Source organism: Bradyrhizobium sp. SYSU BS000235 (genome assembly GCF_049747295.1).
Lineage (GTDB): Bacteria > Pseudomonadota > Alphaproteobacteria > Rhizobiales > Xanthobacteraceae > Afipia.
This window is the reverse complement of record NZ_JBMHJM010000001.1, coordinates 4,619,997-4,646,796: the sequence shown is the minus strand read 5'-3', so window position 1 is coordinate 4,646,796 and position 26,800 is coordinate 4,619,997. Positions and strand designations below refer to the sequence as shown.

Here is a 26,800-nt window from a genome sequence, read left to right as displayed (position 1 = left end):
CTCCCACGGGTATTGATCTATCTCATTGCGCGCACACAGGAGACTGACGGACTTGCATTGTCGCAAGAATTTTGAGCACCGCGATGAAGAAGACTTTCAGCTTTCAGGCAACAACTCTAGGCTAGGACATCTCGTCCAATCGATTTGACCTGACCTTTCATTCTTCAATGCTGACCGGATCATGATTCCGGTTTTGGGGGCGGCAAGACAATGATCGGACAACTGACCAAATCCGAACGTCAGTACGCGCTGTTGATCCTGCTGGTGATGGCGCTGATCGGACTGATACTGGGCGTGGCGGGCAAAGACGATCCGCTGGGCATTCACGGCGCACTTGTCGGGGTGGTGGCGCTTGCCGGAATCTTCAAGGTCATTTCGGTCTATTACGATCCCGAGCCGGACGAAGAACGTCTCAACAGCTATTACGATGATCCGACACGGCTCGGCGTCATTCTGGCGATGGTCTGGGCTGTGTTCGGCCTCTTCATCGGCGACTGGGTGGCGTGGCTTTTGGTGAAGCCCGATCTCACCTTCGACGCAGGCTGGGCAAGCTTCGGACGGCTGCGCCCCGTTCACACCACCAGCGTGATCTTCGGCTTCGGCGGTAACGCGCTGATTGCCACGTCCTATTATGTGCTGCAGCGGACCGCGCGCGCGCGCTTGCCCGATCAACTCAGCCCGTTGTTCGTGCTGCTCGGCTACAACCTGTTCTGCGTGCTGGCCGTCACCGGTTACCTGATGGGCATCACCCAGTCCAAGGAATACGCGGAGCCGGAGTGGTACGTCGACCTCTGGCTGGTGGTCGTTTGGGTCACCTATTTTGTCCTCTACTTGCGTACGCTCGCGCGTCGCAAGGAGCCGCACATCTATGTGGCCAACTGGTACTACATGGCCTTCATTCTGGTGGTGGCGATCCTGCACATCGTCAACAACCTTGCGGTCCCCGTCTCATTCGGCAGCTCCAAGAGCTACTCGCTATTCTCCGGCGTGCAGGATGCCATGACCGAGTGGTGGTACGGCCACAACGCCGTCGCCTTCTTCCTGACCTCCGGCTTCCTCGGCATGATGTATTACTTCCTGCCGGTACGCGCCGGACGCCCGATCTATTCCTACCGGCTGTCGATCATCAGCTTCTGGGGCATCACCTTCTTCTACATGTGGGCGGGATCACACCACCTGCACTACACCGCGCTGCCGCAATGGGTGCAGACGCTCGGCATGACCTTCTCGCTGATGCTGCTGATCCCCTCATGGGCCTCCGCCACCAACGCGCTGCTGACGCTCAACGGCGCGTGGGACAAGGTGCGTGACGACGCCACGCTGCGCTTCATGATGGTGGCTGCGGTGTTCTACGGCATCACCACCTTCGAAGGATCATTCCTCGCCATCCGCCCGGTCAATTCGCTCTCGCACTACACCGACTGGACCGTCGGCCATGTGCACGCCGGGGCGCTCGGATGGGTGGCGATGATCACGTTCGGGTCGATCTATGCCATCGTGCCGTGGCTCTGGAAACGCGAGCGGATGTATTCGCCGCGGCTTGTCGAGGTCCACTTCTGGCTCGCCCTGGCCGGCACCGTCGTCTACGTCTTCGCCATGTGGAATTCCGGCATCATCCAGGGATTGATGTGGCGGACCTACAATGAAAGCGGCACGCTCGCCTATTCCTTCGTGGACTCGCTGATTGCGATGCACCCCTATTACATCGCACGCGCCGTTGGCGGCCTGCTGTTCCTGATCGGCGCGATTGTCGGCTCCTACAACATCTGGATGACGATCAAATCCGGAGCCCGTGAAGTTCATGAATCCGCGGCCGACATGCCATCGCCGGTCCTCGGCGGCAGGCCCGTCCTTCAACCGGGAGAGTAAGCCGTGTTCGGATTGCACTATCGGCTGGAACGCAAAGCCATCGGCCTCACGCTCGGCATCATCTTCGTGGCGAGCATCGGCGGCCTTGTGGAAATCGCCCCGCTCTTCACCATCCATCAGACGGTGGAGGATGCGCCCGACATGCGCGTCTATACGCCGCTCGAACTCGCAGGCCGCAACATCTACATCCGTGAGGGTTGCTACGCCTGTCACTCGCAGATGATCCGCACGCTACGGGACGAGGTCGAACGCTACGGGCCCTACTCCCTCGCCGTTGAATCGAAATACGATCACCCGATGTTGTGGGGCTCGAAGCGCACGGGGCCGGACCTCGCACGCGTCGGTGGCAAATATTCCGATGAATGGCATGTCGCCCACCTCAACAATCCGCGCGATGTGCTTCCCGTCTCCGTCATGCCCGCCTATTCGTGGCTGCTGAAAACAGCGCTGCGCACCGACGATCTCAGCGCGCACCTGAAAGCCCAGCGCGCCGTCGGCGTACCTTACACCGACGATATGATCGCGAATGCGAGCAAGGACGCCTACGGTCAGGCCGCTCCGGACTCGCCCTTCGCCGATGGCGTGACCCAGCGCTACGGCAAGGCCACCACGGTTCGCGCCTTTGACGGCAAGCCCGCCGACCTGACCGAGATGGACGCGCTGGTTGCTTATCTCCAGATACTCGGTCGCTTGACCGACGCGGCGCATAAATCCATCGCGGATGCAGCGAGGTGATCATGGATCTCGAACACGACATGCTGGTGTGGTTCTCGAAATCGTTCGGGTTGTTCTATCTGATCGCCCTCGCGATCATCGTTGTCGTCTATGCCTACTGGCCGTCGAACCAGAAGACGTTCGATCGCGCCGCGAAGTCGATCCTGCGCAATGAGGATGGGCCATGGCGGTAGAAGAACGCGACAAGTACACCGGTTATCTCACCACCGGGCACGAGTGGAACGGCATCAAGGAATTGAACACGCCCGTTCCGCGCGCGGTGTATTTTTTCCTGCTGATCGCTTTTCTCTACTCGGTCGGCTACTGGGTGCTGATGCCCGCATGGCCCATCGGCGTCAGCTACACCAAGGGCCTGCTCGGCTTCGATCAGCGCAACGTCGTGCAGGATTCGCTGAAGCAGGCAGCGCTCGGCCGCAGCGCGTGGACCAAACAGATCGAGACCAAGAGCTATCAGGACATTCAAGCCGACGCCGCGCTGATGAAGACCGTGCGCACAACCGGCCGCACCCTGTTCGGCGACAATTGCGCCGTGTGCCATGGCCTCAACGCCAAGGGCGGCTCCGGCTTCCCCAATCTGACCACGGCCTCATGGCTATGGGGCGGCGATCCGGAAGCCATTGCCGAGACCATCCGCGTCGGCATCAACTCGCCGCATCCCGACAGCCGCACCTCGCAGATGCCTGCCTTCGGCCATGACGGGATCATCAAGCCGGCCGAAGTCGACAAGGTGGTGGCCTTCGTGCGGTCGCTGTCCGATCCGGCCTCCGCGAAGACAGTAAAACCCGGCGATATCGACGCCGGGAAGGACGTGTTCGCCGCCAACTGTGCCGCATGTCATGGCGAGGACGCCAAGGGCAAGAGCGACATGGGTGCGCCGAACCTCACCGACACATTCTGGATCTATGGCGGCGACACGCAGACCGTCACCAACACGGTGTGGAACGGACGGCAGGGCCACATGCCCTCATGGGATGGCCGGCTGACGCCGCTCGATCGCAAGATCCTGGCGCTCTATCTGGTCGATCAGAGGACACCCAACCCATGAGCGGCGTGGCGGCATCCCATGGCAGATGGAAGACAAAGTCCATCGTCTGGCTATCGGTCGGCGTCGGATTGATCGTGTTCGTCGCCGCCAACGCGCATCTGGTTTACGTGGCCGTGTCATCGCAGCCGGATTGTGTCGCGCATGTCAAACGCGGTGAAGGCCGCAGCACGGCCAGCTTCAGTGCAGCGACGTCATCGTGTTCGTCGAAACCATCCATCACACCCAAAGCGCAGGTGGAGTCACCGACATGACCATTCTCCCGGACGTCATGCCTCCATTGCCGACGAAAAACCGCTGGCGCCGCTCGCTCGCGCCAGCCGACGCCTTCGCCTGGCTTTCCAAAGGCTGGCACGACCTCACCGTGCAGCCGATGACGAGCCTGAGCTATGGCCTGCTGATCTTCCTCGCGTCCGTCGCCATCGTCGGCGGGATGTTTCGCCTGGGTTGGGATTATATCCTGTTTCCGGCGTTCGCAGGCTTCATGGTGGTCGGGCCGATCCTCGCTGTCGGCCTGTATGAGAAGAGCCGCCGCCTCGCAGCAGGCCTCCCCGTCAGCCTCGTCAATATGATTTTCGTGAGACCGCAGTCGGGCGGACAGATCCTGTTCGCAGGCGTGATGCTGTGCCTCTTGATGATCACGTGGATGCGTGCGGCGGTGATCGTCTACGCGTTGTTCTTTGGCCTGGTGCCATTCCCCGGCCTCGAGCACATTGCGCCGATGCTGTTCACCACGCCGACAGGTTGGGCCATGCTGATTGTCGGCAGTGCCATCGGCGGACTGTTCGCGGCGTTCTCGTTTGCCATCAGCGCGTTTTCCGTTCCCATGATGCTCGACAGGCGCGTCGATGCCCTCACCGCCATGGGTTCGAGCACGGCGCTGGTCTGGAACAACCTGCCGGTGATGCTGACCTGGGCCGTCATTGTGCTCGCGCTGTTTTTGCTTTCTCTCGCCACCGGATTGCTCGGCCTGATCATCGTGTTTCCCGTGCTCGGACACGGCACGTGGCACGCCTATCGCGCGGTGGCGGACGAAGCTGCAGTCTAAAAGTACGCGTCGGTTGATTGCCGGCGCGTGAAGGACGGAAGCCCGATGAGTTGTTGTGCGCCCGGTGCCGAACTTGCGCTCGCGATGGCTGATCCACAGACCGCGAGCGAGGAAGTGCTGCTCGCGAGCCGCACCGTCGGCGACGGCATCCGCCAGACCGACCTCTCCGTTCCGGGGATTCACTGCGGCGGTTGCATCCGCAAAGTTGAAGCCGCACTCGGCGCGCTGCCCGGTGTGGAGAACGCGCGCGTCAATCTCTCCACCAAGCGCGTTGCGATCCGCTGGCAGGCGGATAAAGATCCCGCGCCGTTCGTGGAGGCGCTCAACAGGATCGGCTACGATGCGCATCTCTACGATACGAGCGCGGACAACAAGGACAACACGCTGACGGAGTTGATCCGCGCGCTTGCAGTCGCCGGATTTGCGGCCAGCAACATCATGCTGCTGTCGGTTTCGATCTGGTCCGGTGCCGAAGATTCAACGCGCAACCTGTTTCACTGGATTTCGGCGCTGATCGCCTTCCCTGCGCTGGTCTATTCCGGCCGCGTGTTCTTTTCCTCGGCATGGCGTGCCTTACGTCATGGCCAGACCAACATGGACGTTCCGATTTCCATCGGTGTGCTGCTCGCCTTCGGCATGAGCCTCTACGAGACGGTCCATCACGAAGCGCACGCTTATTTTGATGCGGCGATCTCGCTGCTGTTCTTCCTGCTGATCGGCCGCACCCTCGATTACATGATGCGCGAGCGCGCCCGAACTGCCGTCCGGGGATTGGCGCGCCTGTCTTCGCGCGGCGCGCTCGTGGTGCAGGACGACGGCACCCACGCTTATCTGCCGGTCAACGAGATCCAGCCCGGCATGCATATTCTTCTGGCAGCGGGCGAGCGCGTTCCGGTCGATGCCAAGGTCGCGACCGGACAATCGGAGATCGACTGCGCGCTGGTGTCCGGCGAAAGCCTTCCCCAGCTGGTCGCACCCGGCGCCATGCTGTCCGCAGGCACGCTGAACCTGACCGGCCCGCTTACGATCGTCGCCACGGCCGCCGCGAAAGACTCATTCCTCGCCGAAATGGTGCGGATGATGGAAGCGGCCGAAACCGGACGCTCGGTCTACCGGCGCATCGCGGATCGCGCCTCGCGGCTCTATGCGCCGGTCGTGCATTTGACGGCGCTGCTGACCTTCATCGGCTGGATGATCGTGGAAGGCGACCTGCATCGCGCGGCAACCATTGCGATTGCGGTGCTGATCATCACCTGCCCCTGCGCGCTCGGCCTTGCGGTGCCGATGGTGCAGGTGGTTGCTGCGCGGCGCCTGTTCGAGAGCGGCGTCATGGTCAAGGACGGCGGCGCACTGGAGCGCATCGCAGAAGTCGATACAGTGATCTTCGACAAGACCGGAACGCTGACCATGGATCGGCTGCGACTCATCAACCGCAATGTTATCGATCCCGCCGCACTGGCGATTGCGACATCCATCGCCGCCCATTCGCGCCATCCCTATTCCCGCGCGCTCGCTGCAGCCGGACGCGACAATGCCATCACACCGGTGACAGTGAACGAGGTGTCAGAGCAACCGGGTGCCGGACTACAGGCCACCATCGGCGCGGCGGTCTACCGGCTCGGCCGGGCTGATTGGGCTTTGACCGATCCGTGCGATGGAACCGCTGCCGCAAGTGTTGTGCTCTCGGAAAACGGACGGCTGCGCGCGGCGTTCCGTTTCGACAGCGATCTGCGCCCCGATGTCCGGGAGGCGGTGCTTGCCATCTCCAATCAGAGATGCCGCGTCGAGATCATGTCAGGCGATCGTGACGAGCCGGTGCGGCATCTCGCATCGGATCTCGGCCTTCCCTATCGCGCGGGCGTCTCTCCCGCCGACAAGACCGAGCATATCGTCGACCTGACGAAAGCTGGGCAGCGCGTGCTGATGGTCGGTGACGGCCTCAACGATACGCCTGCGCTTGTCGCGGCGCATGCCTCCATGGCGCCGGCAACCGCTGCCGATGTCGGACGCAATGCCGCCGATCTCGTCTTCCTGCACGACAGTCTTCTCGCCGTGCCGCAGGCCATTGCAGTGGCACGAAACGCGCGGCAGCTGGTGCGCCAGAACCTCATTCTTGCCATCGGCTACAATGCCATCGCGGTGCCCGTCGCGATCCTCGGCCATGTGACGCCACTGGTGGCCGCGGTGGCGATGTCGGCCTCGTCGCTGCTCGTGATCGCCAATGCGCTGCGGCTTCACGGCTGGCGTTCTCGAAAGGAACCCACCGATACGTCTTCCATCGATCTCACGTCGCAAACGCTTGCGATGGAGAAAGCCCGATGACGGATTTCTTCTACTTGATCCCCATTGCGCTCGCGCTCGGCGCCGTCGCGCTCGGCGCCTTCATGTGGTCGCTGCGGAGCGGCCAATATGACGACCTCGCAGGCGCAGCAGAACGCATCCTGTTCGAAGACCGCGATGGCCCGGGAGATACGGCCCCTGCACGCGGCGACAAGCCGTCTCACCACACCTGACCAGCCCCACACGCGCGTATTTTCGTCCGATATCGGACATTTCCGGCTCGCGCCTGTTGATGCCTAAGCGCACAAGGTTGACAAGGCGATAAAGACCGGTACGGGTATTTAACCCTCCTTAATCCCTAGTGTCCCGAATCCAAAGTCCGCCTCATCGTGCAGCGCGCTCCGTAGAGGACTTTGGATTCGAGAGGACACTAGTAAATCTATGATTCTAGTATGGGTTAGGTTCAGAAGTTCGCTTTAAGGACGCGCAGAGAAAGTGCAGAGAAAATGAAGCGAACTTCTGAACCACCACACTTGTCTTCACTGACATTTTAAGCTCTTCACGTACGACTGGGAAATGATCGTCATCGACTACAATTCCCTGCTTGTTGCGCTGAGTTTTTGCAGCGCTGGCCTCGCGTTCACATTCTTTGTGAGCTGGCTGGTCTCTCGCAGTGATCGTGTATTGATGACATGGGCCATCGGCGCACTGCTGATCGTGATCAGCCTTCTGATTTACAGCCACTTTGTCACGCAATTTCATCCGCCCGTGGGTGTGCTGGCCTTTGGCACGCTGCTCGCCGGTCTCACTTTCCTGATGGGCGCGGGCTATCAATTCCGGACCGGCGTTCTGCCGCTCGGAACGATGGCGTTTGTCGCCTCCGTGACGACTGCTGTCATGGCGATCCCCATGTTGCAGGGATATGACGGCATCTCCTACATCGTGTTCAATTTCGGTGCGGCCGCCATCCTGTTTTATACGTCATGGGATTACTGGCGCTGGCGCGCGGAATCTCCGCTGCTGATCATCACCCTCTCCGGCCTCTACGCACTGACAGGCCTTTCGTTCGTGTTGTGCGCCGTTGTCCTGATTCACGACCAGAGCTGGGTGATGGGGCATGCGCCGGAAACCTGGGCGGAGAACATCAATCTCGGTGTTTCCCTCGCCAGCATCGCATCCATGGGCGCGCTGTCGCTCGGCCTCAATCAGGTGCGCGATGCGCGACGCCACAAGCGCAACGCCGAAACCGACGTTCTGACCGGACTGTCCAACCGCCGCGCCCTGCTCGACCGCACCCAAAACCTTCCGGCTCCCGTTGCCGCCATCGTTTTCGATATCGATCACTTCAAACCGGTGAACGACCGCCATGGCCACGAGATCGGCGACGTCGTGCTGCAGCGGTTCGGCGCACTGCTGGAGGCCAGTATCCGCGATGGCGACATCGCCGCTCGTCTCGGCGGCGAGGAATTCGCGGTGATCCTGCCCGGTGCGAATGTCGCTGCCGCGACCGTGGTGGCCGAACGCATGCGTCAGAGCTTTGCCGAATGGCGTTTCCAGTCACCCGCAGGTCCGTTCACCAATACGGTCAGCGCAGGCATTTCATACAGCGTCAACGGGCAACCCGATCTTGCCGGCCTTCTGCGCGAGGCTGATACTGCTTTGTATGACGCCAAGCGCAGCGGTCGTAACCGCGTTGTCGTCTATTCCGCAAAGACCGGCCTGGACGCAAATGGCAAGCCTGCTGCTGAAGTGCTGCAATTGCGCGCCTGATATTTGAGATTTGCAGGCTCGCGCCGATCAGGCAACCATCGGCTTGCGATCAGTGGCAACATCATCGACCGGCATCGGCACAACTCCTGCAATGCCCTGTGCGTGACGGCTGAGAAGACCTGCGAGCGTGTCGCGGTCGACCGCCTTCGAATACAGGAAGCCTTGGCCGAGGGAACACCCTGCCGCCTCTAACAGAGCCGCCTGCGCCAACGTCTCGATGCCTTCCGCGACAACACGCATGCCGAGCTTACCGGCAAGACCGATGATTGCCTCGACAATCGCCATGCAGGAATTTCCTGGTGCGAGATCGGCGACGAAGGAGCGATCGACCTTAATGTTGTTGGCCGGTATGGATTTCAAATGCGTCAGCGAGGCATAGCCCGTACCGAAATCATCGAGCGAGATGCTGATGCCGAAGTCGCGCAGCTTCTGAATTTCCCGGGCAACGATGCGGTCGTGATTTCCCATATAGACGCTTTCGTTGATCTCCAGCGTAATCATGCTGAGCGGCACGTCGTTCTGGCCGAAAGTCGCTGCTATCTTGTCGAGCAGATCGCCCGCATGCAGATCCGCCGTGGTGACGTTGACGCCGACCTTCTGAAGCGACAGCCCGTCATCGAGCCACCGGCGCATGTCCGCGCTGACGATCGACATCATCCGGTTGGTCAGCGCTCCCGCGATGCGTACATCAGACGTCGCGTCCTGAAAGGCAGCGGCAGTCACGATGGCGCCGCTCGTTGTTCTTAATCGGCAAAGCGCTTCGAAGCCGACAATCTCGCGGCTGTCGATCCTGACCACCGGTTGATAGTAAGCCAGAATCCGATTGTCTCCAATCGCGGACGTCAGATCGTTGATCGCGGTGCGGCGATTGCTGATGCGACTGTCAATGCCGGGCCAGTAGCGCACATAACCGCCCCGCCCGGTTTCCTTAGCATGATAGAGAGCGAAATCGGCATTCTGCTGCACGGCTTGTGCGTCGGCATCCTCGACCGAGAACACCGCGCTGCCAATCGTCGCTTGCGGAACAATGACCTGCCCGGAAACATCCACCGGCGCTGCAATCGCCGAAAGCACCCGCTCGGCCGCGGCAGCGAGATCGCGAAGCGATTCCTGATGTTGGACGATCACGGCGAACTCATCGCCGCCAAGCCGGAATGTGACATCCGGCATCATTGCTTGCGAAATCCGGTGTGCAACGGACTCGAGCAAAGCATCGCCCGCCTGATGCCCGAACGTGTCGTTGATGATCTTGAGGTTATCGAGATCAATCATCAACAGCGCCCAGCTTCCGGGGCCACGGTTTGGCACGCGGGACAGCGCCGCATCGAAAGCTGCACGATTGGAGAGTCCGGTCAATGAGTCGACGAAGGCGCGGCGCTCGCGCGCGACGAAGCGTTCATTCCGCTCAAATGCGATCACAAACAAACGATGGAAGATTTCCATCAGGCGGCGCTCGCGAGCGCTCGGCCCGCGGATCTCCGGGAAATAGAATGCCAGCACCGCGATGGCGCGGCCATTCTCGTCGCAGATCGGCACTGACCAGCAGGCCCTGACGCCGAGCGACAGGAAGAAATCCTTGACGGGTGCAAACTTCGGATCGTGCTCGATGTCCTGAACGAACACCGGGGTCCTCATGTAAGCGGCGGATCCGCATGATCCAACGTCCGGCCCGACGAGTGTTCCTTCAAAGCCTTTATTGAGAGCCTCGGGAAGGCTGGGGCCAATGCACGTGCCGATGCAGTTGTTGCGCTCGACCGTCGCAGTGGAGCACCGAACGCCCGGCAGCATCTGCTCGATCTCGCGGCACAGCCGTTCAATTGTCGGACGAAATGTCTCGCCCCGCGCAATCATCTCGAGAATGGTGTTCTGAAGCCGGAGCACTTGTTTCGCTCGCCGTTTCTTATCTTTCGGCGGGAAATGTACCAAACGCAGGTAAAGCTGCCGTTGGCAAAGGCGCTGAATGGTTCGTTAATTCGGGCACAGATGCAGCAAAAACGACCGTTATTGATGCAATCGACACAGTTCCTTGTGTTTCTTGCCGCCGTGAACTTTTCATGATTGCCACGCGCAGTCCCCCAAGTGTGCAGCGCAACACATCCCGCCCGAACAGGCGCGGCCTTTAGCCTTTAATGCGCCGAGAGAGTCGGTGTAGCTTTTCCTCAGAGCCGCAAAGACGGTTCGGTTTGGGAGGAATTATGAAATTATCTCGTCGTCAATTTTTGCCGCTGGCTGCCAGTGCGGTTGCGATGCCAGCAGTGTCGCGCATCGCACGGGCCGAGGGCTATCCAACACGGCCGGTTCGCGTCATCGTCGGCTATCCGCCGGGCGGCACCGCCGATATCACCGCGCGCCTGATGGGCCAATGGTTGTCGGACCGGCTCGGCCAGCCGTTCGTGATCGAGAACCGGCCCGGCGGCGGCACCAACATCGCCACGGAGCAAGTCGTACATGCGGAGCCGGACGGTTACACGCTATTGCTTGTCGCGCCTGCCAACGCCATCAATGCGTCGCTCTACAGCAAGCTCAATTTCAATTTTCTGCAAGACATCGAACCTGTCGCCGGCATCATCCGCTTCCCGAACGTCGTCGTCGTCAATCCAAAGCTGCCGATCAAGACGATCCCCGAGCTGATCGCCTATGCCAAGGCGAACCCCGGCAAGCTCAACATGGCATCATCCGGCAACGGATCGACCATCCATATGTCGGGCGAGCTGTTCAAGATGCTCACCGGCATCAACATGGTTCATGTGCCTTATCGCGGCGGAGCACCGGCACTCACCGACCTGATGGCCGGCCAGGTGCAGGTGATGTTCGACAACATCCCGACCTCGATCGAGCACATCCGCTCCGGCTCGCTGCGCGGACTGGCCGTCACCAGCACCGTCCGGTCGGAGCAACTGCCCGATCTCCCGCTGGTTGCCGACTTCCTGCCGGGCTATGAGGCAAGCGCGTGGTACGGCATCGGCGCGCCGAAGAACACGCCCGCCGACATCAAGGAGAAACTGAACAAGGAGGTCAACGAAATCCTCAAGGATCCGAAAGCCAAGGCGAGGCTGACTGAACTCGGCGCCTTCGTCCTCCCCGGATCACCTGCCGATTTCGGCAAGCTGCTTGTGGACGAAACCGAAAAGTGGGCCAAGGTGGTGAAGTTCGCCGGCGCCAAGGTGGACTAAGTTCACAGCTGCTTCAGCTCAAAAGCAAAACGGCGGATATCGCATTCCGCCGTTTTTATTTGATCTATCCGCTTCGCGCCGTTATCGCGCACGGAGCCGAAAGCACCACGCGGCGACGATCAACGGCAGAGCGAGCAGCAGCCAAGACACCGCATCGAACAGGCCATCTCCGAACAAACCCGCTGCCAGACCTGCGGCGGCAAGCACATTGAGCACGATCGGGATCGCAAAAATGCGGCCCAACGGCTGGTTCTTCTTTGCGGCTTTCATCGGGACTTTTCCGGCAACAACGCTGGCTGCGATGCTGTGATTGCAGGGCGCCGCAGCTTTGCCAGCCAGAGATATAATCCCGAACCGAGAACGATGATGGTCGCAATGTCCAGCAAAGCCCAGATGATCTTGAGCGGCAGGCCGCCGTAATCGCCGAAGTGCAGCGGCTGGGACAACAGCAGCGCCTTCGCATAGAGCGGCATCTCGAACGTATCCGAGAGCTGGCCGGTTTCCGCGTCAATCAACGCGGCATAAAACAGCTTCGCGGTGATCGGCTGGGCGCCACGCGCGAACACCGCGTAGTGATGCGGCGTGCTGAAACCGGCACCCGGAAAGAACAGTGAAATCAGCGCGCCATCCGGAAGCGCTTTCCTAGCGGTTGCGAGCGCGGCGTCCACGGACACCAGATGCTTCGGCACCTCACCGCCATGGCTCTTCGCCATCTTCATGATGTCCATCCGCACCTGTGCCGCGACCGGATCATGCAGCGTGTTGATGGCGCCTGTCACGCTGACGCCGAGCAGCCACGCCACAGTAACAATGCCGAGCAGATTGTGCAGATCGAGCCATTTCAGCTTGTTGCTGCGTCCGGCGCGCACGGTACCGAAATCGAGCTTGCGCATGAATGATGCGTAGACAACGACGCCTGACACAATCGCCACGATCACGATCAAGGCCATGACACCGAGAAACAGCGCACCCGGAAGCCCGAGAAACAGATCCGTATGCAGATCTCTGAGGAAAGCAGTGAAGGCGCTGCGCGCCTGCGGCTGCATGTTGACCGCCTCGCCCGTCCGCAGATCGTAGCTTTGGCGATGAGATTGATTGAACGGCGTCGTCACTGTCGGGGCCGATTGCGCCACCACCGCCGGGCGATCCTGAAAGAAGCCGAACGACACCATGACGTCGCCGGGATGCTTGGCCAGCTGAGCCGCAACAATGGCATCGAGCGGGGCTTCTACGCCGGGCTTGGTAGTGACCGGCATCATCGGTGGTGACAGATAGTTGTCGATCTCTTGATGAAAGATCAGCGGCAGGCCCGTGACGCAGAGCATGAGCAGGAAAATCGTTGCGATCAGGCTGGTCCATTTGTGGATTGCCGACCAGACGCGAAGGGCATGGATGCCCTTCGCAACCGTCTGGCTCGCCACGCTTGGCGTCACCATTTGTAGCTCATGGTCGCCAGGATCGTGCGCCGATTGCCGAGCGTACAGCCCTGACCAGAGGTGCATTGCGTCGCATAATATCTGTCGAACAGATTGAGCGCATTAATAGACAGCGTCGTGCCTTTAAGCTGCGGATTGAGTTTTCCGAAGTCGTACTGCAGCCGGGCATCGAACACCGTGTAGTCCGGCGTGACGAAGGCATTGGTTAGATCCCAGGTCTTGCCGACATAGCGAACGCCACCGCCGAAGCCGAAGCCGTTAAGTTGGCCTTCCTGAAATTCATACAGAGCCCACAATGAAGCTTGATCCAGCGGCACTTGTGCCAAACGCCGTCCCACCTCCTGCGGTGTCGCGGCCTTCGTCACCTCATGATCAAGGTGCGCATAGGATGCGATCAGGTTGAAACCCGGCTTGATCTCCGTCCTGGCTTCGAACTCGATACCGCGGACCCGCGCTTCACCCGTTTGAAAGAAATTGTTGAAGTGCGTAAGATCCGGATCGGCTGTCAGCCGGTTCTGTTGGGTGATGTCAAACACCGATGCTGTGATCAGGGTCTTCGTGCCAGGCGGCTGATACTTGACGCCAACCTCGACCTGTTCACCCGTGGTCGGCTTGTAGACGTTCTTGTTGAAATCCATGCCCGGCTGCGGCTGAAACGCGGTTGAATAGGAAACGTAAGGCGCGACGCCGTTGTCGAACAAATAATTCAGACCGACACGCCCGGTGAATGCATGGTCGCGCTGCCGGCCAATGATATTCTTTATGCCGTCGCGCGTATCGGCATCAGCATCGTCGAAGCGCCCACCGATGGTCGCTACCCACGAGCCGTATTTGATCTGGTCCTGCGCATAAACGCCAAGCTGCTGTTCGTGCGTGGAGCTTAACGTATTGTTCGTCGTGCCGGGATCGGGAATGGGAAGACCGTAAACCGGATTATAGACATTGATCGGCGGGATCAGCGACAACTGCGGACCCGGAGTCCAGCCGACGTTGTAATGATTGTTCTCCGTTCGATAATCAACACCCACCAGTACGGTGTGCGCGAGAGGACCGGTCAGATATTTGATCTCGGCCTGGTTATCGATAGCGAGCGATTTGGCACCGGCGTCGATGCCGAACGCGCGGCGGTTGATGGTTGTGTTGCCGGGCAACATGTCGCCGCTGCGATTGAGCGCCCGAAGATCAGCGTCCACTTCGTAGTAGCGCAGGTTCTGCCGCACGGTGAGCGCCTCGTTGACGTGGTGCTCGAACAGATAACCGATCGAACCCTGCTGCCGGTCAAACCGGTCGAAATAGGGATCGCCCATGTAGCGGTTGGATGGAATGCGCCCGTACGGGCCATTTGGCAGAACCGTTCCTGCGGACGGCATATAGTTGAAACTGGTCTTCCCACCCCACTCCGACAAATAGTTCGCGAGGAACGTGATCGAGGTGTCGAGATCAGGCTTCCACGTCAGCGCAGGCGCGACGTAGACGCGATTGTCGCCGATGTAATCGACCTGGGTGCCGGCGTCGCGCGCCAACCCCGTGAAGCGATAGAACAGTTTGCCGTCCTTATCGACCGGACCGCCGACATCGACCGCGACCTGCTTGCGGTCGTAGCTGCCGGTCTGCACCTGGATTTCATGGATCGGCGTCTCGGTCGGCCGCTTGCTGGTCATGTCGATGATGCCGCCGAGCGTGCTTTGCCCGTAGAGCGCCGATGCCGGCCCCTTCAGCACATCGATGCGCTCAAGACCATAAGGCTCGATCACCGAACTCGCCCACGAGGTGCTGGTCAGGCCGTTCGGCAAGCGCTGCCCGTCGAGATAGAAGTCGGCCTTGAAACCACGCACCTGCGTGAACGCATCGAACTGCGACGAACCACCGTAACTCTCGGCCAGAACACCGGGCGTGTAGCGGAGTGCCTGGCTCACGCTCTGCGCGCCCTGGTCGCTGATCTGCTTGGCCGTGATGACGTTGATGGTCTGCGGAATCTCGATCAGCGGCGTGTTGGTCTTGCTGCCGCCCCGGCTGTTGGTGGGGACATAAGTACTATCGGCGCCCTGCTTGTTGCCGGATTCCGTCACATCGATGGTCGGCAGCGCTGCCTGCGCATTGGCGTCAAGCGAGGACGGGCTAAGGATGGTGACGGTTCGCTTGCCGGCAAAATTCGAACGCAGCTCCGTATTGCTGAGCAAGCGATCGAGCGCCTCCTCCGGCGCATAGACACCTTTGACGCCGTCCGTCTTCACGCCCTTGAGCGCGTCGGTCGAAGCCACGAGACGCACATGAGATTGCGCTGCCCAATTTGTCAGGGCCGGCCCGATATCGCCTGCGGGAATATCGAAGTTTGTGAGCGTTGCGGCAGTTGGGGCTCGACCAGCCGCCGTGTCCAAGGCCGTCTGCGCAGCCGCAGGCCACGCGCCGCACACCAGCACGAGCGCTGTCGCACTCAGGAAAAATGCCTTGCGCCGACCGGCGGGTCGGTTCCCTCTCGTCTCACTCACAGTCACAGTCGCCCCCAAAGCCCGGCTTTTTCGCCCCCTCGGCTGCGGTGTACGCAGCCCCTTACTTTGGAAGACGAACGTCGCCCCGGGAACGACAGCAATTTTTTCTGATCGAACGATTTTTTTATCGAGCCACCGCGCGGGCGGCATCGCGCTGGATCAGTGCGACGCCCGGCACGCGGTGGATCTTCACCGGCAGAACCGTCGCAATGGCATTGAGCAGCCCGTCTGTGTCGGCGGTATCGAAGATGCCGGTGACCAGAAGCTGCTTCAGGCTGGCATCCGAGAAGACGATGGCCCCCCACCGGTATCGCCCCATTTCGGCAACGACGTCGCCCAGCGGACGGCCCTCGAAGATCATCTGGCCGCTGCGCCATGCGGTCAGGACGCGGAGATCCGCACGCTTCGGTTCGCTTAAGCCGCGCTGCGGCGAATACTCTACTTGCTGGCCCGCATGGACATCGACGGTCCGGCCGGATGCGGTTCCGGACACCCGCACCGTACTCTCAGTCACAACGACATGCGTCCCGTCCTGGTCCTGCCGAACTCCGAATGCCGTACCGAGCGCCCGCGCAACGCCGTTGCCCGCCTTGACCATGAACGGACGTGTCTTGTCGGGCGTCACCGTGACGAAGATCTGGCCGGTATAGAGGGTCAGTTCGCGCTTCGAGTGGCTGACATCGATATCGAATGCGGTGTCGCTATCGATTTCAACCTTCGAGCCATCAGCCAGCATGATGTGCTTGTGTTCCCCCACCGCCGTTGTCTGATCGGCGAACAGATATCGCGGCGGACCGAACCAGCCGCTGGCGACCAGCATCGCGGCCAATCCTGCCAACACAAGCACCAGGATGATGGGGATCGACTTCGGTTTGGCCCGCCGCCGGGGCGCCAATGCGGGTCCAAGTTTCTGCCACAGCGTCTCGGCGCGATCGGCGGCGTGCCGATTTTCGGCAGATGCCGCCTTCCAGTCCTCATAATTGGTCCAGTCCGCCTCGGTCTCGGCGCCGGAATGCAGGTGGACGAGCTTCTCCAGCGCCTGCTCCGTCCGCGGATCGAGCGGAGTATCAGAATTTGGGCTGAATGGCGGTGGCTTGGACATCAAAGACGATCGGCAGGTGGAATCGAACGAGGCTTGCTACCTGTTAAGACGACGCAGACGCCGCGAACGACAGCGGAATTGTCATTAAATTTGCGGGGTGTCGAAAATCGGTCAGAAACCGCTCAGGGTCATCCGCCGCAGGCAGTGCTTCAATGCGCTCATAATGTACTTGGACACCATGCTCGACGACACGCCAAGGCGGCTGGCGATATCCGCATGGCTCAGCCCTTCGAGCCGGTTCAGGACCAGGGCCGTGCTTTGCGCCGCTGGAAGGTCGTTCAGCGCCTTCTTCAGTTGCAGGAACTGCTGCCGTGTCTCCAATCGCTCATATGGCGTCGGCAGCGGATCGACGATCTGTTCGGCGACATCGTCGATTGGCGTGAACGCCCCGCGGCGGCGGTCACGGCGCGCGATATCGATGGTGATGTTGCCCACAATACGCCACAGGAAGAAGCGCGGATGCGTGTGTTGCGCAATCGCAGGCAGCCCGCAATCGAGATAGCGGACGAACGCATCCTGCACTACGTCGGCAGCAGTTTCGCGGTTTTTGACCCGGCGATAAGCGAACGCGCTGAGTTCCGCATGATACTGGCGAAACAGCACATCCAGATCGACAGGCTGGGTTGGCAGGCTGGACGCGGCAATCGACATGGTTGGAACGCAGGGGTTGAAGGTTCGGCTTGCGCAGATCGACGCCGCAACGAATTCCGCCCCGGCTCCCCACCAATAGTCGGTGCAGGCGCCAAGCAACACCGCGAAAACAGTGACTTAGAGAGATTTTAAAGTGAATGGCCGCTGTGCCGTGGAATAAAACAAAGGACGCGGGACGATACACCGACCGGCAACGGGGAATGCGTTGGGGCACGGATTCGCGTTGAAGCATCCGGAGGTCTGATTGCGACCGCTGCGTTACCTCTTTTTGGCGCCCGTGCGCGTCACACTCTTGATCGCAAGCGGCGGGCGTCCGGATTTCTCGGCGATATCGCGATCCTGCTCCATGATGAAGGCTCGGGCAGGCTCATCCTTATCCAGACCACCTAGCAATTCTGCCGGCACGCGTCGGTTCGAGCGCTGTGAACCATCCTCATAGACGACGTCGAAGAAGGCAAACTCGCCTTTGGGATTGGTTCCGGGTTTCTTGGCCATGACGCCTTGTGTTCGATGCCCTGACCTAAGTCAAAGCAAATCCCACCACCCCATTAAACTGTCCCCACTCTTAAATGCTGTCACACGACGTCATTTAAACGGGCTGAGGGAACACGCGGCCCTTTTCAACGTTAAAACTGCATATCTGCACGTCCACCGTCACGTGCGTCATACGACTCACCTCTACACCCTTGATGGGCGGGAGGTCGTCAAACGAGCCCACCAAGTCGATCTGAACAATTCGGCAGCGATGCCGGAGTAAGTAACCGACTCTTCCGACCGATGGAGTTTTGATGGGACAACCACTCTCCAAACGAACGAGTACCCGCCCGGACGTCGGCCGCGACCCCACCATGGCCATCCGATTTCCAACGAAGCTGCGCGGTGCTGTCGTGAAGTGGGCCGAAAAACAGCCGGATACGCCCCAAATTTCAGCAGCTGTCCGCCGCTTGGTCGAGTTGGGACTGGCTGCGGATGAATCCGTAACCGAAGGCAAGTCGGCCAAACGAGCACGACGTTCGGATCAAAAAGCCCGCGCGTCCGAAATGGCCGGCAGGGTGATCGATGACATGATCGACGATGCAACTGCCAATGACGATAAAGCCTATCGCAAGCGGCGATTGATCAAGGGACCAGACGAATTCCAAAACCTTCGAGCAGATCGGCAAAAATCGAAAAAGCACTGATACGACGTTTGAAATCAAGATCCGGATATATCGGCCCGCGAATGATGACGGGCCTCTTTGCGACCGTAGCTGTCAAATCGACCATGGAGTCAGAACGATGAGGCAGTCGATCATTTTCAGGGAAAATGCAGAGAATTGCATGCGGCTCGCGGAACGAGCAGTCAGAGAGCAGGATTGCCTGCGGTATCGCCGCATGGCTCGCGCATGGACCGCATTAGCCAACGAGCAGGACTGGCTCGACGGCGAAATCGTAACGGCCAACGATAACCATCAGATCATTCTTCACGGCCCTAACTCGCACAGCTGAAGCGGAGTCGCGCAAAAAAAGGGGCACGGCGCGATGCCGTGCCCTTGACGATTCATGCGGCCGCGCGGGCAGCGAGCTTGTCGAGCACCGGCAGCAGCTCAGACGGATCGGGACGCTTGGTGTAGTCGGGATTGACCTCGGCATAAGCGATCACGCCATCGGTCCCAATCACGTAGCGAGCCGGCATCGGCAGCGTCCACGACGGATCCGCGTTGAAGTTCGGCAGATCGTTCTTCAGGCTCTTGTAGAGTTCGACGAGATAATCAGGCAGCGCAAAGCGCAGACCGAATGCATCGCCGACTTGCCCCAACGTGTCGCTGAGGATCGGGAACGTCAGGCTGTTCTGGCGCGTCGATTTGCGGCTGTTTGGCTGCGTCTGCGGCGAGATCGCAATGACATTCGCACCACGCGCCTCGATGTCCGGAAGTGCCGCCTGGATCGCCTCGAGCTCCATATTGCAATAAGGACACCACACACCGCGATAGAAAGTGGCGACGAGCGGTCCGCGAGACAACAGGTCGGCAGAACTGACGGGACGGCCATCCGGATCGCTGAGGACGAATTGAGGGGCGACGTCGCCTGCTTTCTTGGCGCGTTCCGCCTGCCCCGAAGCGATCAGCTCCTCGGTGGCGCGATGCATGATCTCGATCACGGACGGCGGCACATTATACGGCGGCTTGCCGGCTTCGAAGTCGGCTTTGAAGGCATCAAGGCGGTCTTGAAGGCGGCTTTGCTGGGTCATTGTTTCTCTCCGTTTGTGGCCGCCGAAGTGGCTGGCCCGCGGGAGGGAACATGACTTCTACGTTGTACGGCGGGTAGACAGTCATTATGCATCTCATTTATACATATGCTGTATGAGTGATCGCCTGCAGGAACTGACCGCCTTCGTCCGCGCCGCGGAAACCGGCAGTTTCTCCCGGGTGGCGCGGGAATTCGGCGTATCCCAGCCTTCCGTGTCGCGGATGGTGGCGTCGCTTGAGGCCCGCATCGGCGTGAAGCTGCTGTTACGGACGACGCGTCAGGTCACGCTGACCGACGCGGGCACGGCATTTCTGGAACGTGCACGTCAAGTGCTCGGCGATCTCGATGAGGCCGAGAACCTCGCGCGCGGGGTGGACAGCCTGAGCGGCCTGTTGCGCATCGCCCTCTCCGGCGCGTTCGGAACGCGCGAAGTCATTCCGCATCTGCCCGCGTTTCTTGCGCAGCATCCGAAACTGAAGATCGAACTGCAGATATCGGATCGCGCGGAGGATCTTGTCGCTGAAGGCGCCGACATGGCGCTTCGACTCGGCGCGCTGACGGACTCTTCATTCGGTGCACGGCTGCTCGGCCGCGCCCCTCGCCTCGCGGTGGCCTCCCCCGCTTATCTCGCCGCGCGTGGTACGCCGCGGATGCTGACTGACCTCTCCGCACACGATTGCCTGACAGGCCCCGGACATTCGGGACGGCGCGGCTGGAGCTTCAAACGATCCGGCACACTGACATCGATCGAGGTGGAAGGTCCCGTGCGGGTGGCGTCAGCCGAAGGCCTGATCGCCTGCACGAAAGCCAGTCTCGGCATTGCGATCGTCTCGCGCTGGATGTGCAGGGCAGAACTTGAAGCCGGAACGCTGGTGCCGGTGCTCACCGACTACGAACTCGACGCTGTCGATGTTCACGCGCTGTATCCAGGCGGCCGCCGCCCCTCATCGAAAGTGCGAGCATTCTCCGATTATCTTGCGTCAAAGATTTCGGAGTGAAAGCGGCGGCTCTCCCTCGGCTTACTGGAACAGCTTCATGGCATTGACGAGCGTTTGCGCGACGCCCGCCAGCAACGGGATGCCGGCAATGCTCCACGCCAACACCAACTGCAATGTGCTTGTCTGCGATACTTCGTTGTTTTGCATGATCACAAATTCCTTATGTGCCTGACGGATTCCCGCTGCGGGCAACGAGGGCAGCGATCTCGTCCGTCGAATGTTTCAGCTTGTTCGCTTCCAAGGCTTCCGACAAACGGTGCGCGCCCCAGGCGAGCACCAATTGCCAGAAGGTCAGATGCGAATGCGGCGTCGTGTTCTGGATCGACATGAGGGAGTCTCCCTATGCGCGCCCGGGCACCGCGGCTGCTGGTGCTGCTGCATCCGTGGTGTTCGGCTCGACCTCCTTCACCATGTGGTAGCGCTTGTCTACCGCCTTGATGCAGAGGTTCGCGATGAAGCCGATCACGAACAGCCCGCCCATGATGTACATGGTGACATTATACGCCTGTGCTTTCGGAACACCGTGCGTCACATTGTACTCACGGATGTAATTGATCAGCACCGGTCCGGCGACACCGGCAGCGGACCATGCCGTCAACAGGATACCGTGAATGGCGCCGACGTAACGTGTGCCGAACATGTCGCGCAGGTAGGCCGGCACCGTGGAGAAGCCGCCGCCATACATGCTGACGATGACCAGGAAGCAGATCACGAACAGCGCGATATTACCGTGGCCGCCTGCGTAAGGCACCGTCACGTACATGATGAGGCCGAGCGTCATGTAGACGAAGTACGTGTTCTTGCGGCCGATGTAATCGGACAACGACGCCCAGCTAAACCGCCCGCCCATATTGAACAGCGACATCAGGCCCACAAGACCAGCAGCAGCGACCGGCGTGATATGCCCCGGGAACATCTCCTGGCTCATGGCTGACGCCTGTCCCAACACGCCGATGCCTGCTGTGGTGTTGATGAACAGCACGACCCAAATCAGCCAGAACTGCGGCGTCTTGATCGCGTCGTAGACATAGACGTCGTTCATCGTGATCATCTTCTTGGAAGCGGCGGAAGCAGGCACAAAGCCTTCGGGCTTCCAGCCCGGTGCGGGTACGCGCACGATGATCGCGCCGAACATCATAAAGCAGAAATAGATGCAGCCGAGCACGATAAAGGTCTGCAGCACGCCGACATCAGTCGGCGATGCGAACTTGCTCATCAGCCACACCGACAACGGTGACGCGATCAGCGCGCCGCCGCCGAAGCCCATGATCGCCATGCCGGTCGCCATGCCCGGGCGATCCGGAAACCACTTCATCAATGTCGAGACCGGCGAAATGTAGCCGATGCCGAGCGCACAGCCGCCGACGACGCCATAGCCGATATAGAGCAGCCAAAGATTGTGCAGATGAATGCCGAGCGCGGAGATCATGAAGCCGCTGGCCCAGCAGATCCCCGCGGTGAACATCGCCTTGCGCGGGCCGCCCTCCTCGACCCAACGCCCGAACACCGCCGATGAAAGACCGAGGAACAGCATCGCAATGGAGAAGATCCAGCCGAGCTCCGTCAGCTTCCAATCGCCCGGCGCCGATTGCGAGATGCCGAGCAGCTTCGTCATCGGCAGATTGAAGACGCTGAACGCATAAGCCTGACCGATGCACAGGTGGACGCAAAGAGCAGCAGGCGGCACCATCCATCGGCTGTAGCCCGGCTTTGCAACGGTCCGAGAGCGGTCAAGAAACGGAAGCCATGACGTGGAATAAGTCTCGGTGTGATCGACGACAGCAGCCATAAACGTGTTCCCCTTTTTCTGAATGTTTTTTCGGGCTTCTCACGAACAGCGCCGTCCCTCTCTCAAGCCGCACATCGCGGCGAGACATGAACACACCCATCCGTCTGCACGTTGTGTGCGACCCTTATTGGTGAGGTGACCGGCGTCGACAGTTTCCTGCGTGTCCCTTGGGGAGAAACAATTGCTGAATCCCACGCCTTCGCCGGCCACCTTGAATCAAAAGGTAACCATGCGGTTCTTTTTGAACAAACGAATAATCCTGCAGGCTGATATCGATATTTCAGATATGAAGATTTCATAGCCTTTGGGCGACTCTCGACGCAACGACGCGCAATAAAAACGACGCGCGATGTGACATCGCGCGTCTTTGGCCTTGATGAAAGCGATCGCAACGATCAGCGCGGAGCGACCGCGATATGTGCCGTCATGTTGGGATGAAAGCGGCAGTAATATTCAACGTCACCCGCCTTCTTCAGAACAACGCTCGCTGTTTTCTTCGCCGGAATCAGGACATCCCAATCGCCGCGGACGGTGGCCGTATGCGCAATTACGTCCTTGTTCTCCCACTCCACGGTGTCGCCAACCTTCGCATTGATTTGCGCTGGTTCGTATCCCAGCTTTTCGATGACGACATGAATGGTGTCGGCTCGCGCCGAACAGAGCGACAGCACCGACATTGCAACGAAAGCAAAGGAGAAAATGCGACGCGACATACCCGCGTCTCACTTCAACTCCGAGGCAACGTGCTCGGCATGTTTCAGGTGGCCCTCAAATATCTTCAACCCAGTCTTCAGCAGATCCTTCAACTCCGCATTGCTGGCGGACGGAATGAGCGTCGTTTCCAACGCGCTGTCGACCGTCTTGTGATAGGCAACCTCGTTGGCAACATATGCTTTGTCATAAGCAGCGCCTGACAGCTTCGACAATTCGGTCTGCTTTTCCGCAGCCTGTTTGGATAGCGCTTTGCTGGTGTCGTTGTCTTCCGGCGTCACTTTCAGTTTCTTGACGAGGTCCAAGGCCTGCTTGTTCACGGCTTCATGGTCACGCACCATGTCATTCGCGAACGCGATAACTTTCTTGTTTTTCGATTTCGAAAGCGCCTGCTTCGCGGCAGTGACATCGATCACTCCGGCGGTGTAGGCGATGTGCGCGATCTGCGGATCGGTAGGCTTGGCTGCCTGCTGGGCATACGCGCCTCCAGTGAGCAGCGCTAGAGCGGCGGCCGCCGCACTTAGTTTGACGAACATGACATCGATCCTTTCGTTCAGGCGCACACCGTTGCAGCGCCCGCGTTGGTGAGAACTCACCCGCGTTGGATGGATGCCGGTGAAAAAGGTTTCTGAAAAAAGTGCATCTCGAACGCTGATGAACATGGGATAGAGAAAGCATGCTCCCTCCCGCCCCGGCAACGCCGCGCATCGAACTCGCTGCCCCGAAAGCTCGTGTTAGTCCGAAAACCCGAGCCGCCGCATCACCGTCTCCGTCATCCGCTCGCAGCGCTTTCCTGCAAACGGAAACGCATCCATCAGCACCGGACCAATTTGCTTGTCGAGTTGTTCACGCACCAGCCGCCGCGCGCGGTGCAGCCGCGTCTTCACGGTCTCAGGACGCAGGCCGAGGATTTCGGCAGTGTCCTCTACGCTCAGACCTTCGATGACACGGGCCGTGAAAACGATCCGGTACACCTCCGGAAGGTTATCGGTTGCCTGTTCCACAAGCTGCAAAAGCTGGCGCTGTGCCATGGTTCGTTCCGGGTCATCGGGTTTCGTCGCGAGGGGAAATTGAATGATTTCGGCCGCCACGCGCGGCTGCTCGAATGCGTCAATATCGACACTGGGACGCTGCGCCCGCAATCGCCCGAGCGCTTCGTTGATCACGATGCGGGACAGCCAGGTCCCGAGGCTGGAATCGCCGCGAAAACTTTCGAGATGGGTGAAGGCACGGATGTAGGCCTCCTGCACGGCGTCTTCCGCTTCCGTGTCATTTTTCAAAATGCTGCGCGCCATGCGGTAGAGCCGTTGGTTGTACCGCTGAATGATCGTGCGGAACGCCTCGCCATCCCGGGCAATGGCGCGGTGCACCAGATCGGTATCCGGCGATGGTGCAGCCCGCTCCTGGGGGCGCAGTCCCGTGGCTTGGGTCATGGCTGGTTCTCCTGTTGCCCGTTAGATGGCCGGGCTCGAAAAAGGTTCCCAAGAAATCCACATCTTCGTTGGTTTTGACAATCGAATACGATCTGCCTTTGATATCGGGAACGTCGATAATTTCGGGAACAAGCATGGACACCGAGCTGGCACGCACGTTTCTCAAGGTGGTGGAATCGGGAAACTTCATTACCGCCGCTGAACGGCTTCACGTCAGCCAGTCCACCGTCAGCACCCGCATTCATACCCTGGAGGAGCAACTGGGGTGCATCCTGTTCGTGCGCAACAAGGCCGGGACCAATCTCACCTCGGCAGGCCGACAGTTTCAGCGCCACGCCTCTATTCTCGTGCGAACCGTCGAACAGGCCCGGCACGATATCGGCATTCCGGAGGGCTTCAGCGGTACGCTCACTGTCGGCGGACGCATCGGCCTGTGGGAAGAATTCTTGGTGCACTGGCTTTCGCGCATGCAGGCGGAGCATCCCACGATCTCGATCCGGGCCGAGAGCGGGCTGGAGCCGGACATCATGCAGGGGCTGATCGAGGGCCGCATCGACATTGGCGTGATGTACACCCCGCAAAGTCGTCCGGGACTGAAGGTTGAGCAGTTGTTCGAGGAACGCCTCGTCATGGTGTCCACCAACGCGCGCACGAGCACGCCTGAGCCGCAGGCCGGCTATGTCTATGTCGATTGGGGACCGGAGTTCTATGCGCGACACAGCGCCTGCTTTCCAAGCTTCGGTGCCCCACCGCTCACCGCCAATATCGGCTGGTTGGGGCTGCAACACATCCTGATGAATGGCGGCTCCGGCTACTTCCCGATGCGGATCGTGCTGCCCTATCTCGCCGCCAAGACGCTCCATGTGGTCAAAAAGGCGCCAGAATTCTTCATGCCGGCCTACGTGATCTATCCGCTCGACAGCGAGCGCGATGTCTTCGCCAACGCCATTGACATCATGCAAAGCCTTGCGGCGTTGAAGACAGCCACTAAAACCAAGCCTGCCGCTGCCAAGCGCACCCACCGCATCGCGCGCTAGAACGGGAATTGCGGATTCCGACCTATCGGCTTCTTCGATAGATCAATGTAGTATTTCTCGTTTGTCAGCCGCCCAGCCCGGACGCAGTGTCGATTGAAGTTCCCTCGTCAAACTATTGGATCCTGCCATGACTGCTTCATCGGCGATTGTCGATGCCCTGCTCGCCACGAAATCGGACGCGATCGTTGCGACCGATCGCGACGGCCTCATCACCTTCTGGAATCCCGGCGCAGTCCGCATCTTCGGTTACACAGCGGACGAAGCCCTTGGGCAATCCCTCGACATCATCATCCCGGAGAACTTGAGGACGCGGCACTGGGCGGGCTATCGCGAGGTGATGGTGACCGGCCACAGCCGCTATGGCGAGGGCGAAACGCTGTCGGTCCCTGCCATGACCAAGTTCGGCAAACGCATCTCGGTCGATTTCACCATCGCCATGCTGCATGATCCGGAGCAGAACCCGAATGGGATGGTGGCGCTGTTGCGCGATGTGACGCATCGGTTCGAGGAAATCCGCGACCTGAAACGCAAGCTCGCTGAATCAGTTCGCTGCAATCTATCGCCTTTCAGCTGAACGACTTCAGAGATCACTTCAAAAGCCGCAGCAAGGCCTGGCCCGCCCTGGTCTTGAATTCCTTCGCATCGATGGTGCCGTCGTTGTCAGGATTCGCGGCCTTGAAGCGCTGCTCGACCACCGCGAGATATTCATCCTTCGTTAACGTCCCATCGTTGTCGGGATCGGCGGCTGTCAGTTCTTTAGCGGTCAGGCGTCCCCTCAGCTCACGCGCATCGAGCGTGCCGTCCTTATCCTTCTCCAGACGATCGAATACGGCAGACGCCGCGCGCTTGGCCTCCTCCAGATCGACGGTCCCGTCATTGTCCGTATCGAGCAGACCGATCGGCCCCATCTGACGTGACCTTGCGAGAACGGGTGTGACGACGCCGACGGCACAAACCGCAAGTAACATCTGAACAACAACGCGGCGCGTAATCATGGGCGATGTCTCC

Annotated in this window: 30 protein-coding genes; 15 read left to right on the top strand and 15 right to left on the bottom strand. The window is 60.1% G+C overall.

The annotated features are described in order from the left end of the window. The first annotated feature begins 210 nt into the window (after positions 1-210). The 9 genes from ccoN to ACP0KA_RS21770 all read left to right on the top strand — a co-directional run bounded on the left by ccoN (position 211) and on the right by ACP0KA_RS21770 (position 8,744). On the top strand, positions 211-1,869 hold the full coding sequence (gene ccoN / locus ACP0KA_RS21810) for a cytochrome-c oxidase, cbb3-type subunit I (RefSeq protein ID WP_424630805.1): 1,659 nt from the start codon (positions 211-213) through the stop codon (positions 1,867-1,869). Positions 1,870-1,872: 3 nt separating this feature from the next. After that, on the top strand, positions 1,873-2,604 hold the full coding sequence (gene ccoO / locus ACP0KA_RS21805; RefSeq protein ID WP_424630804.1) for a cytochrome-c oxidase, cbb3-type subunit II: 732 nt from the start codon (positions 1,873-1,875) through the stop codon (positions 2,602-2,604). 2 nt (positions 2,605-2,606) lie between these two features. Next, positions 2,607-2,777: a cbb3-type cytochrome c oxidase subunit 3 gene (locus tag ACP0KA_RS21800; RefSeq protein WP_424630803.1), complete on the top strand. Its 171-nt coding sequence runs from the start codon at positions 2,607-2,609 to the stop codon at positions 2,775-2,777. Then, positions 2,768-3,649: a cytochrome-c oxidase, cbb3-type subunit III gene (gene ccoP / locus ACP0KA_RS21795; RefSeq protein ID WP_424630802.1), complete on the top strand. Its 882-nt coding sequence runs from the start codon at positions 2,768-2,770 to the stop codon at positions 3,647-3,649. The genes ACP0KA_RS21800 and ccoP overlap by 10 nt, the downstream gene beginning before the upstream one ends. Beyond that, on the top strand, positions 3,646-3,900 hold the full coding sequence (locus tag ACP0KA_RS21790) for a hypothetical protein (RefSeq protein ID WP_424630801.1): 255 nt from the start codon (positions 3,646-3,648) through the stop codon (positions 3,898-3,900). The genes ccoP and ACP0KA_RS21790 overlap by 4 nt, the downstream gene beginning before the upstream one ends. Further along, a complete protein-coding gene (locus ACP0KA_RS21785) occupies positions 3,897-4,694 on the top strand; it encodes a DUF2189 domain-containing protein (protein ID WP_424630800.1) in 798 nt (265 codons plus the stop codon). The genes ACP0KA_RS21790 and ACP0KA_RS21785 overlap by 4 nt, the downstream gene beginning before the upstream one ends. Positions 4,695-4,739: 45 nt before the next feature. Further along, positions 4,740-7,016 (top strand): cation-translocating P-type ATPase, encoded by a 2,277-nt coding sequence (locus ACP0KA_RS21780; RefSeq protein WP_424630799.1) that lies wholly within the window; start codon positions 4,740-4,742, stop codon positions 7,014-7,016. Further along, positions 7,013-7,207: a cbb3-type cytochrome oxidase assembly protein CcoS gene (ccoS, locus tag ACP0KA_RS21775; RefSeq protein ID WP_424630798.1), complete on the top strand. Its 195-nt coding sequence runs from the start codon at positions 7,013-7,015 to the stop codon at positions 7,205-7,207. The genes ACP0KA_RS21780 and ccoS overlap by 4 nt, the downstream gene beginning before the upstream one ends. Positions 7,208-7,550: 343 nt before the next feature. After that, complete coding sequence (locus ACP0KA_RS21770) at positions 7,551-8,744, top strand: GGDEF domain-containing protein (protein WP_424630797.1); 1,194 nt, start codon at positions 7,551-7,553, stop codon at positions 8,742-8,744. 27 nt (positions 8,745-8,771) lie between these two features. On the opposite strand, the gene ACP0KA_RS21765 is transcribed toward ACP0KA_RS21770, so the two are convergent. After that, positions 8,772-10,625 (bottom strand): putative bifunctional diguanylate cyclase/phosphodiesterase, encoded by a 1,854-nt coding sequence (locus ACP0KA_RS21765; protein WP_424630796.1) that lies wholly within the window; start codon positions 10,623-10,625, stop codon positions 8,772-8,774. 314 nt (positions 10,626-10,939) lie between these two features. Here ACP0KA_RS21765 and ACP0KA_RS21760 point away from each other — a divergent pair, with 314 nt between their 5' ends. Beyond that, on the top strand, positions 10,940-11,917 hold the full coding sequence (locus ACP0KA_RS21760) for a Bug family tripartite tricarboxylate transporter substrate binding protein (protein WP_424630795.1): 978 nt from the start codon (positions 10,940-10,942) through the stop codon (positions 11,915-11,917). Between the two features lie 81 nt (positions 11,918-11,998). On the opposite strand, the gene ACP0KA_RS21755 is transcribed toward ACP0KA_RS21760, so the two are convergent. The 6 genes from ACP0KA_RS21755 to ACP0KA_RS21730 form a co-directional block, all read right to left on the bottom strand. Beyond that, complete coding sequence (locus ACP0KA_RS21755) at positions 11,999-12,187, bottom strand: hypothetical protein (RefSeq protein WP_424630794.1); 189 nt, start codon at positions 12,185-12,187, stop codon at positions 11,999-12,001. Continuing rightward, positions 12,184-13,353: a PepSY-associated TM helix domain-containing protein gene (locus tag ACP0KA_RS21750; RefSeq protein ID WP_424630793.1), complete on the bottom strand. Its 1,170-nt coding sequence runs from the start codon at positions 13,351-13,353 to the stop codon at positions 12,184-12,186. Before ACP0KA_RS21750 ends, ACP0KA_RS21755 begins: the two co-directional genes overlap by 4 nt. After that, positions 13,347-15,842, bottom strand: a complete 2,496-nt coding sequence (locus tag ACP0KA_RS21745; RefSeq protein WP_424630792.1) for a TonB-dependent siderophore receptor — start codon at positions 15,840-15,842, stop codon at positions 13,347-13,349. Before ACP0KA_RS21745 ends, ACP0KA_RS21750 begins: the two co-directional genes overlap by 7 nt. A 124-nt stretch (positions 15,843-15,966) precedes the next feature. Further along, the gene (locus ACP0KA_RS21740) at positions 15,967-16,944 is read right to left on the bottom strand and encodes a FecR family protein (protein WP_424630791.1); all 978 of its coding nucleotides are present in this window, start codon (positions 16,942-16,944) and stop codon (positions 15,967-15,969) included. Positions 16,945-17,055: 111 nt separating this feature from the next. Next, the gene (locus tag ACP0KA_RS21735; RefSeq protein ID WP_424630790.1) at positions 17,056-17,595 is read right to left on the bottom strand and encodes an RNA polymerase sigma factor; all 540 of its coding nucleotides are present in this window, start codon (positions 17,593-17,595) and stop codon (positions 17,056-17,058) included. Positions 17,596-17,853: 258 nt separating this feature from the next. Next, positions 17,854-18,090, bottom strand: a complete 237-nt coding sequence (locus tag ACP0KA_RS21730) for a hypothetical protein (RefSeq protein WP_424630789.1) — start codon at positions 18,088-18,090, stop codon at positions 17,854-17,856. A gap of 293 nt (positions 18,091-18,383) precedes the next feature. On the opposite strand from ACP0KA_RS21730, the gene ACP0KA_RS21725 reads away from it, so the two are divergent. Then, positions 18,384-18,776: a hypothetical protein gene (locus tag ACP0KA_RS21725; protein ID WP_424630788.1), complete on the top strand. Its 393-nt coding sequence runs from the start codon at positions 18,384-18,386 to the stop codon at positions 18,774-18,776. A gap of 97 nt (positions 18,777-18,873) precedes the next feature. Next, the gene (locus ACP0KA_RS21720; RefSeq protein ID WP_424630787.1) at positions 18,874-19,083 is read left to right on the top strand and encodes a hypothetical protein; all 210 of its coding nucleotides are present in this window, start codon (positions 18,874-18,876) and stop codon (positions 19,081-19,083) included. Positions 19,084-19,135: 52 nt separating this feature from the next. On the opposite strand, the gene ACP0KA_RS21715 is transcribed toward ACP0KA_RS21720, so the two are convergent. Further along, positions 19,136-19,825, bottom strand: coding sequence for a peroxiredoxin-like family protein (locus ACP0KA_RS21715; protein WP_424630786.1), 690 nt, complete (start codon positions 19,823-19,825; stop codon positions 19,136-19,138). A 112-nt stretch (positions 19,826-19,937) separates the two neighbouring features. Between ACP0KA_RS21715 and ACP0KA_RS21710 the strand changes: the two genes are divergently transcribed. Continuing rightward, positions 19,938-20,822: a LysR substrate-binding domain-containing protein gene (locus tag ACP0KA_RS21710; protein ID WP_424630785.1), complete on the top strand. Its 885-nt coding sequence runs from the start codon at positions 19,938-19,940 to the stop codon at positions 20,820-20,822. A gap of 21 nt (positions 20,823-20,843) precedes the next feature. Here ACP0KA_RS21710 and ACP0KA_RS21705 read toward each other — a convergent pair whose 3' ends face one another. The 6 genes from ACP0KA_RS21705 to ACP0KA_RS21680 all read right to left on the bottom strand — a co-directional run bounded on the left by ACP0KA_RS21705 (position 20,844) and on the right by ACP0KA_RS21680 (position 24,755). Then, positions 20,844-20,969: an MFS transporter small subunit gene (locus ACP0KA_RS21705; RefSeq protein WP_424630784.1), complete on the bottom strand. Its 126-nt coding sequence runs from the start codon at positions 20,967-20,969 to the stop codon at positions 20,844-20,846. Between the two features lie 13 nt (positions 20,970-20,982). Further along, a complete protein-coding gene (locus ACP0KA_RS21700) occupies positions 20,983-21,150 on the bottom strand; it encodes a hypothetical protein (protein ID WP_424630783.1) in 168 nt (55 codons plus the stop codon). A gap of 12 nt (positions 21,151-21,162) precedes the next feature. Then, positions 21,163-22,611 carry an L-lactate MFS transporter gene (locus ACP0KA_RS21695; RefSeq protein ID WP_424630782.1) on the bottom strand — a complete coding sequence of 483 codons (1,449 nt, stop codon included), beginning with the start codon at positions 22,609-22,611 and terminating at the stop codon, positions 21,163-21,165. A gap of 395 nt (positions 22,612-23,006) precedes the next feature. Then, positions 23,007-23,324, bottom strand: coding sequence for a cupredoxin domain-containing protein (locus tag ACP0KA_RS21690; RefSeq protein WP_424630781.1), 318 nt, complete (start codon positions 23,322-23,324; stop codon positions 23,007-23,009). Positions 23,325-23,333: 9 nt separating this feature from the next. Next, positions 23,334-23,858, bottom strand: a complete 525-nt coding sequence (locus ACP0KA_RS21685) for a DUF4142 domain-containing protein (RefSeq protein WP_424630780.1) — start codon at positions 23,856-23,858, stop codon at positions 23,334-23,336. A 198-nt stretch (positions 23,859-24,056) separates the two neighbouring features. Further along, positions 24,057-24,755 carry an RNA polymerase sigma factor gene (locus tag ACP0KA_RS21680; RefSeq protein ID WP_424630779.1) on the bottom strand — a complete coding sequence of 233 codons (699 nt, stop codon included), beginning with the start codon at positions 24,753-24,755 and terminating at the stop codon, positions 24,057-24,059. 134 nt (positions 24,756-24,889) lie between these two features. On the opposite strand from ACP0KA_RS21680, the gene ACP0KA_RS21675 reads away from it, so the two are divergent. Both ACP0KA_RS21675 and ACP0KA_RS21670 read left to right on the top strand, forming a co-directional pair. Next, the gene (locus ACP0KA_RS21675; protein WP_424630778.1) at positions 24,890-25,792 is read left to right on the top strand and encodes a LysR family transcriptional regulator; all 903 of its coding nucleotides are present in this window, start codon (positions 24,890-24,892) and stop codon (positions 25,790-25,792) included. Positions 25,793-25,919: 127 nt separating this feature from the next. Beyond that, positions 25,920-26,366 (top strand): PAS domain-containing protein, encoded by a 447-nt coding sequence (locus ACP0KA_RS21670; RefSeq protein WP_424630777.1) that lies wholly within the window; start codon positions 25,920-25,922, stop codon positions 26,364-26,366. Between the two features lie 13 nt (positions 26,367-26,379). Here the strand turns inward: ACP0KA_RS21670 and ACP0KA_RS21665 are convergent, their stop codons facing one another. Continuing rightward, positions 26,380-26,700, bottom strand: coding sequence for an EF-hand domain-containing protein (locus ACP0KA_RS21665; RefSeq protein WP_424631685.1), 321 nt, complete (start codon positions 26,698-26,700; stop codon positions 26,380-26,382). Between the last annotated feature and the right edge of the window lie 100 nt (positions 26,701-26,800).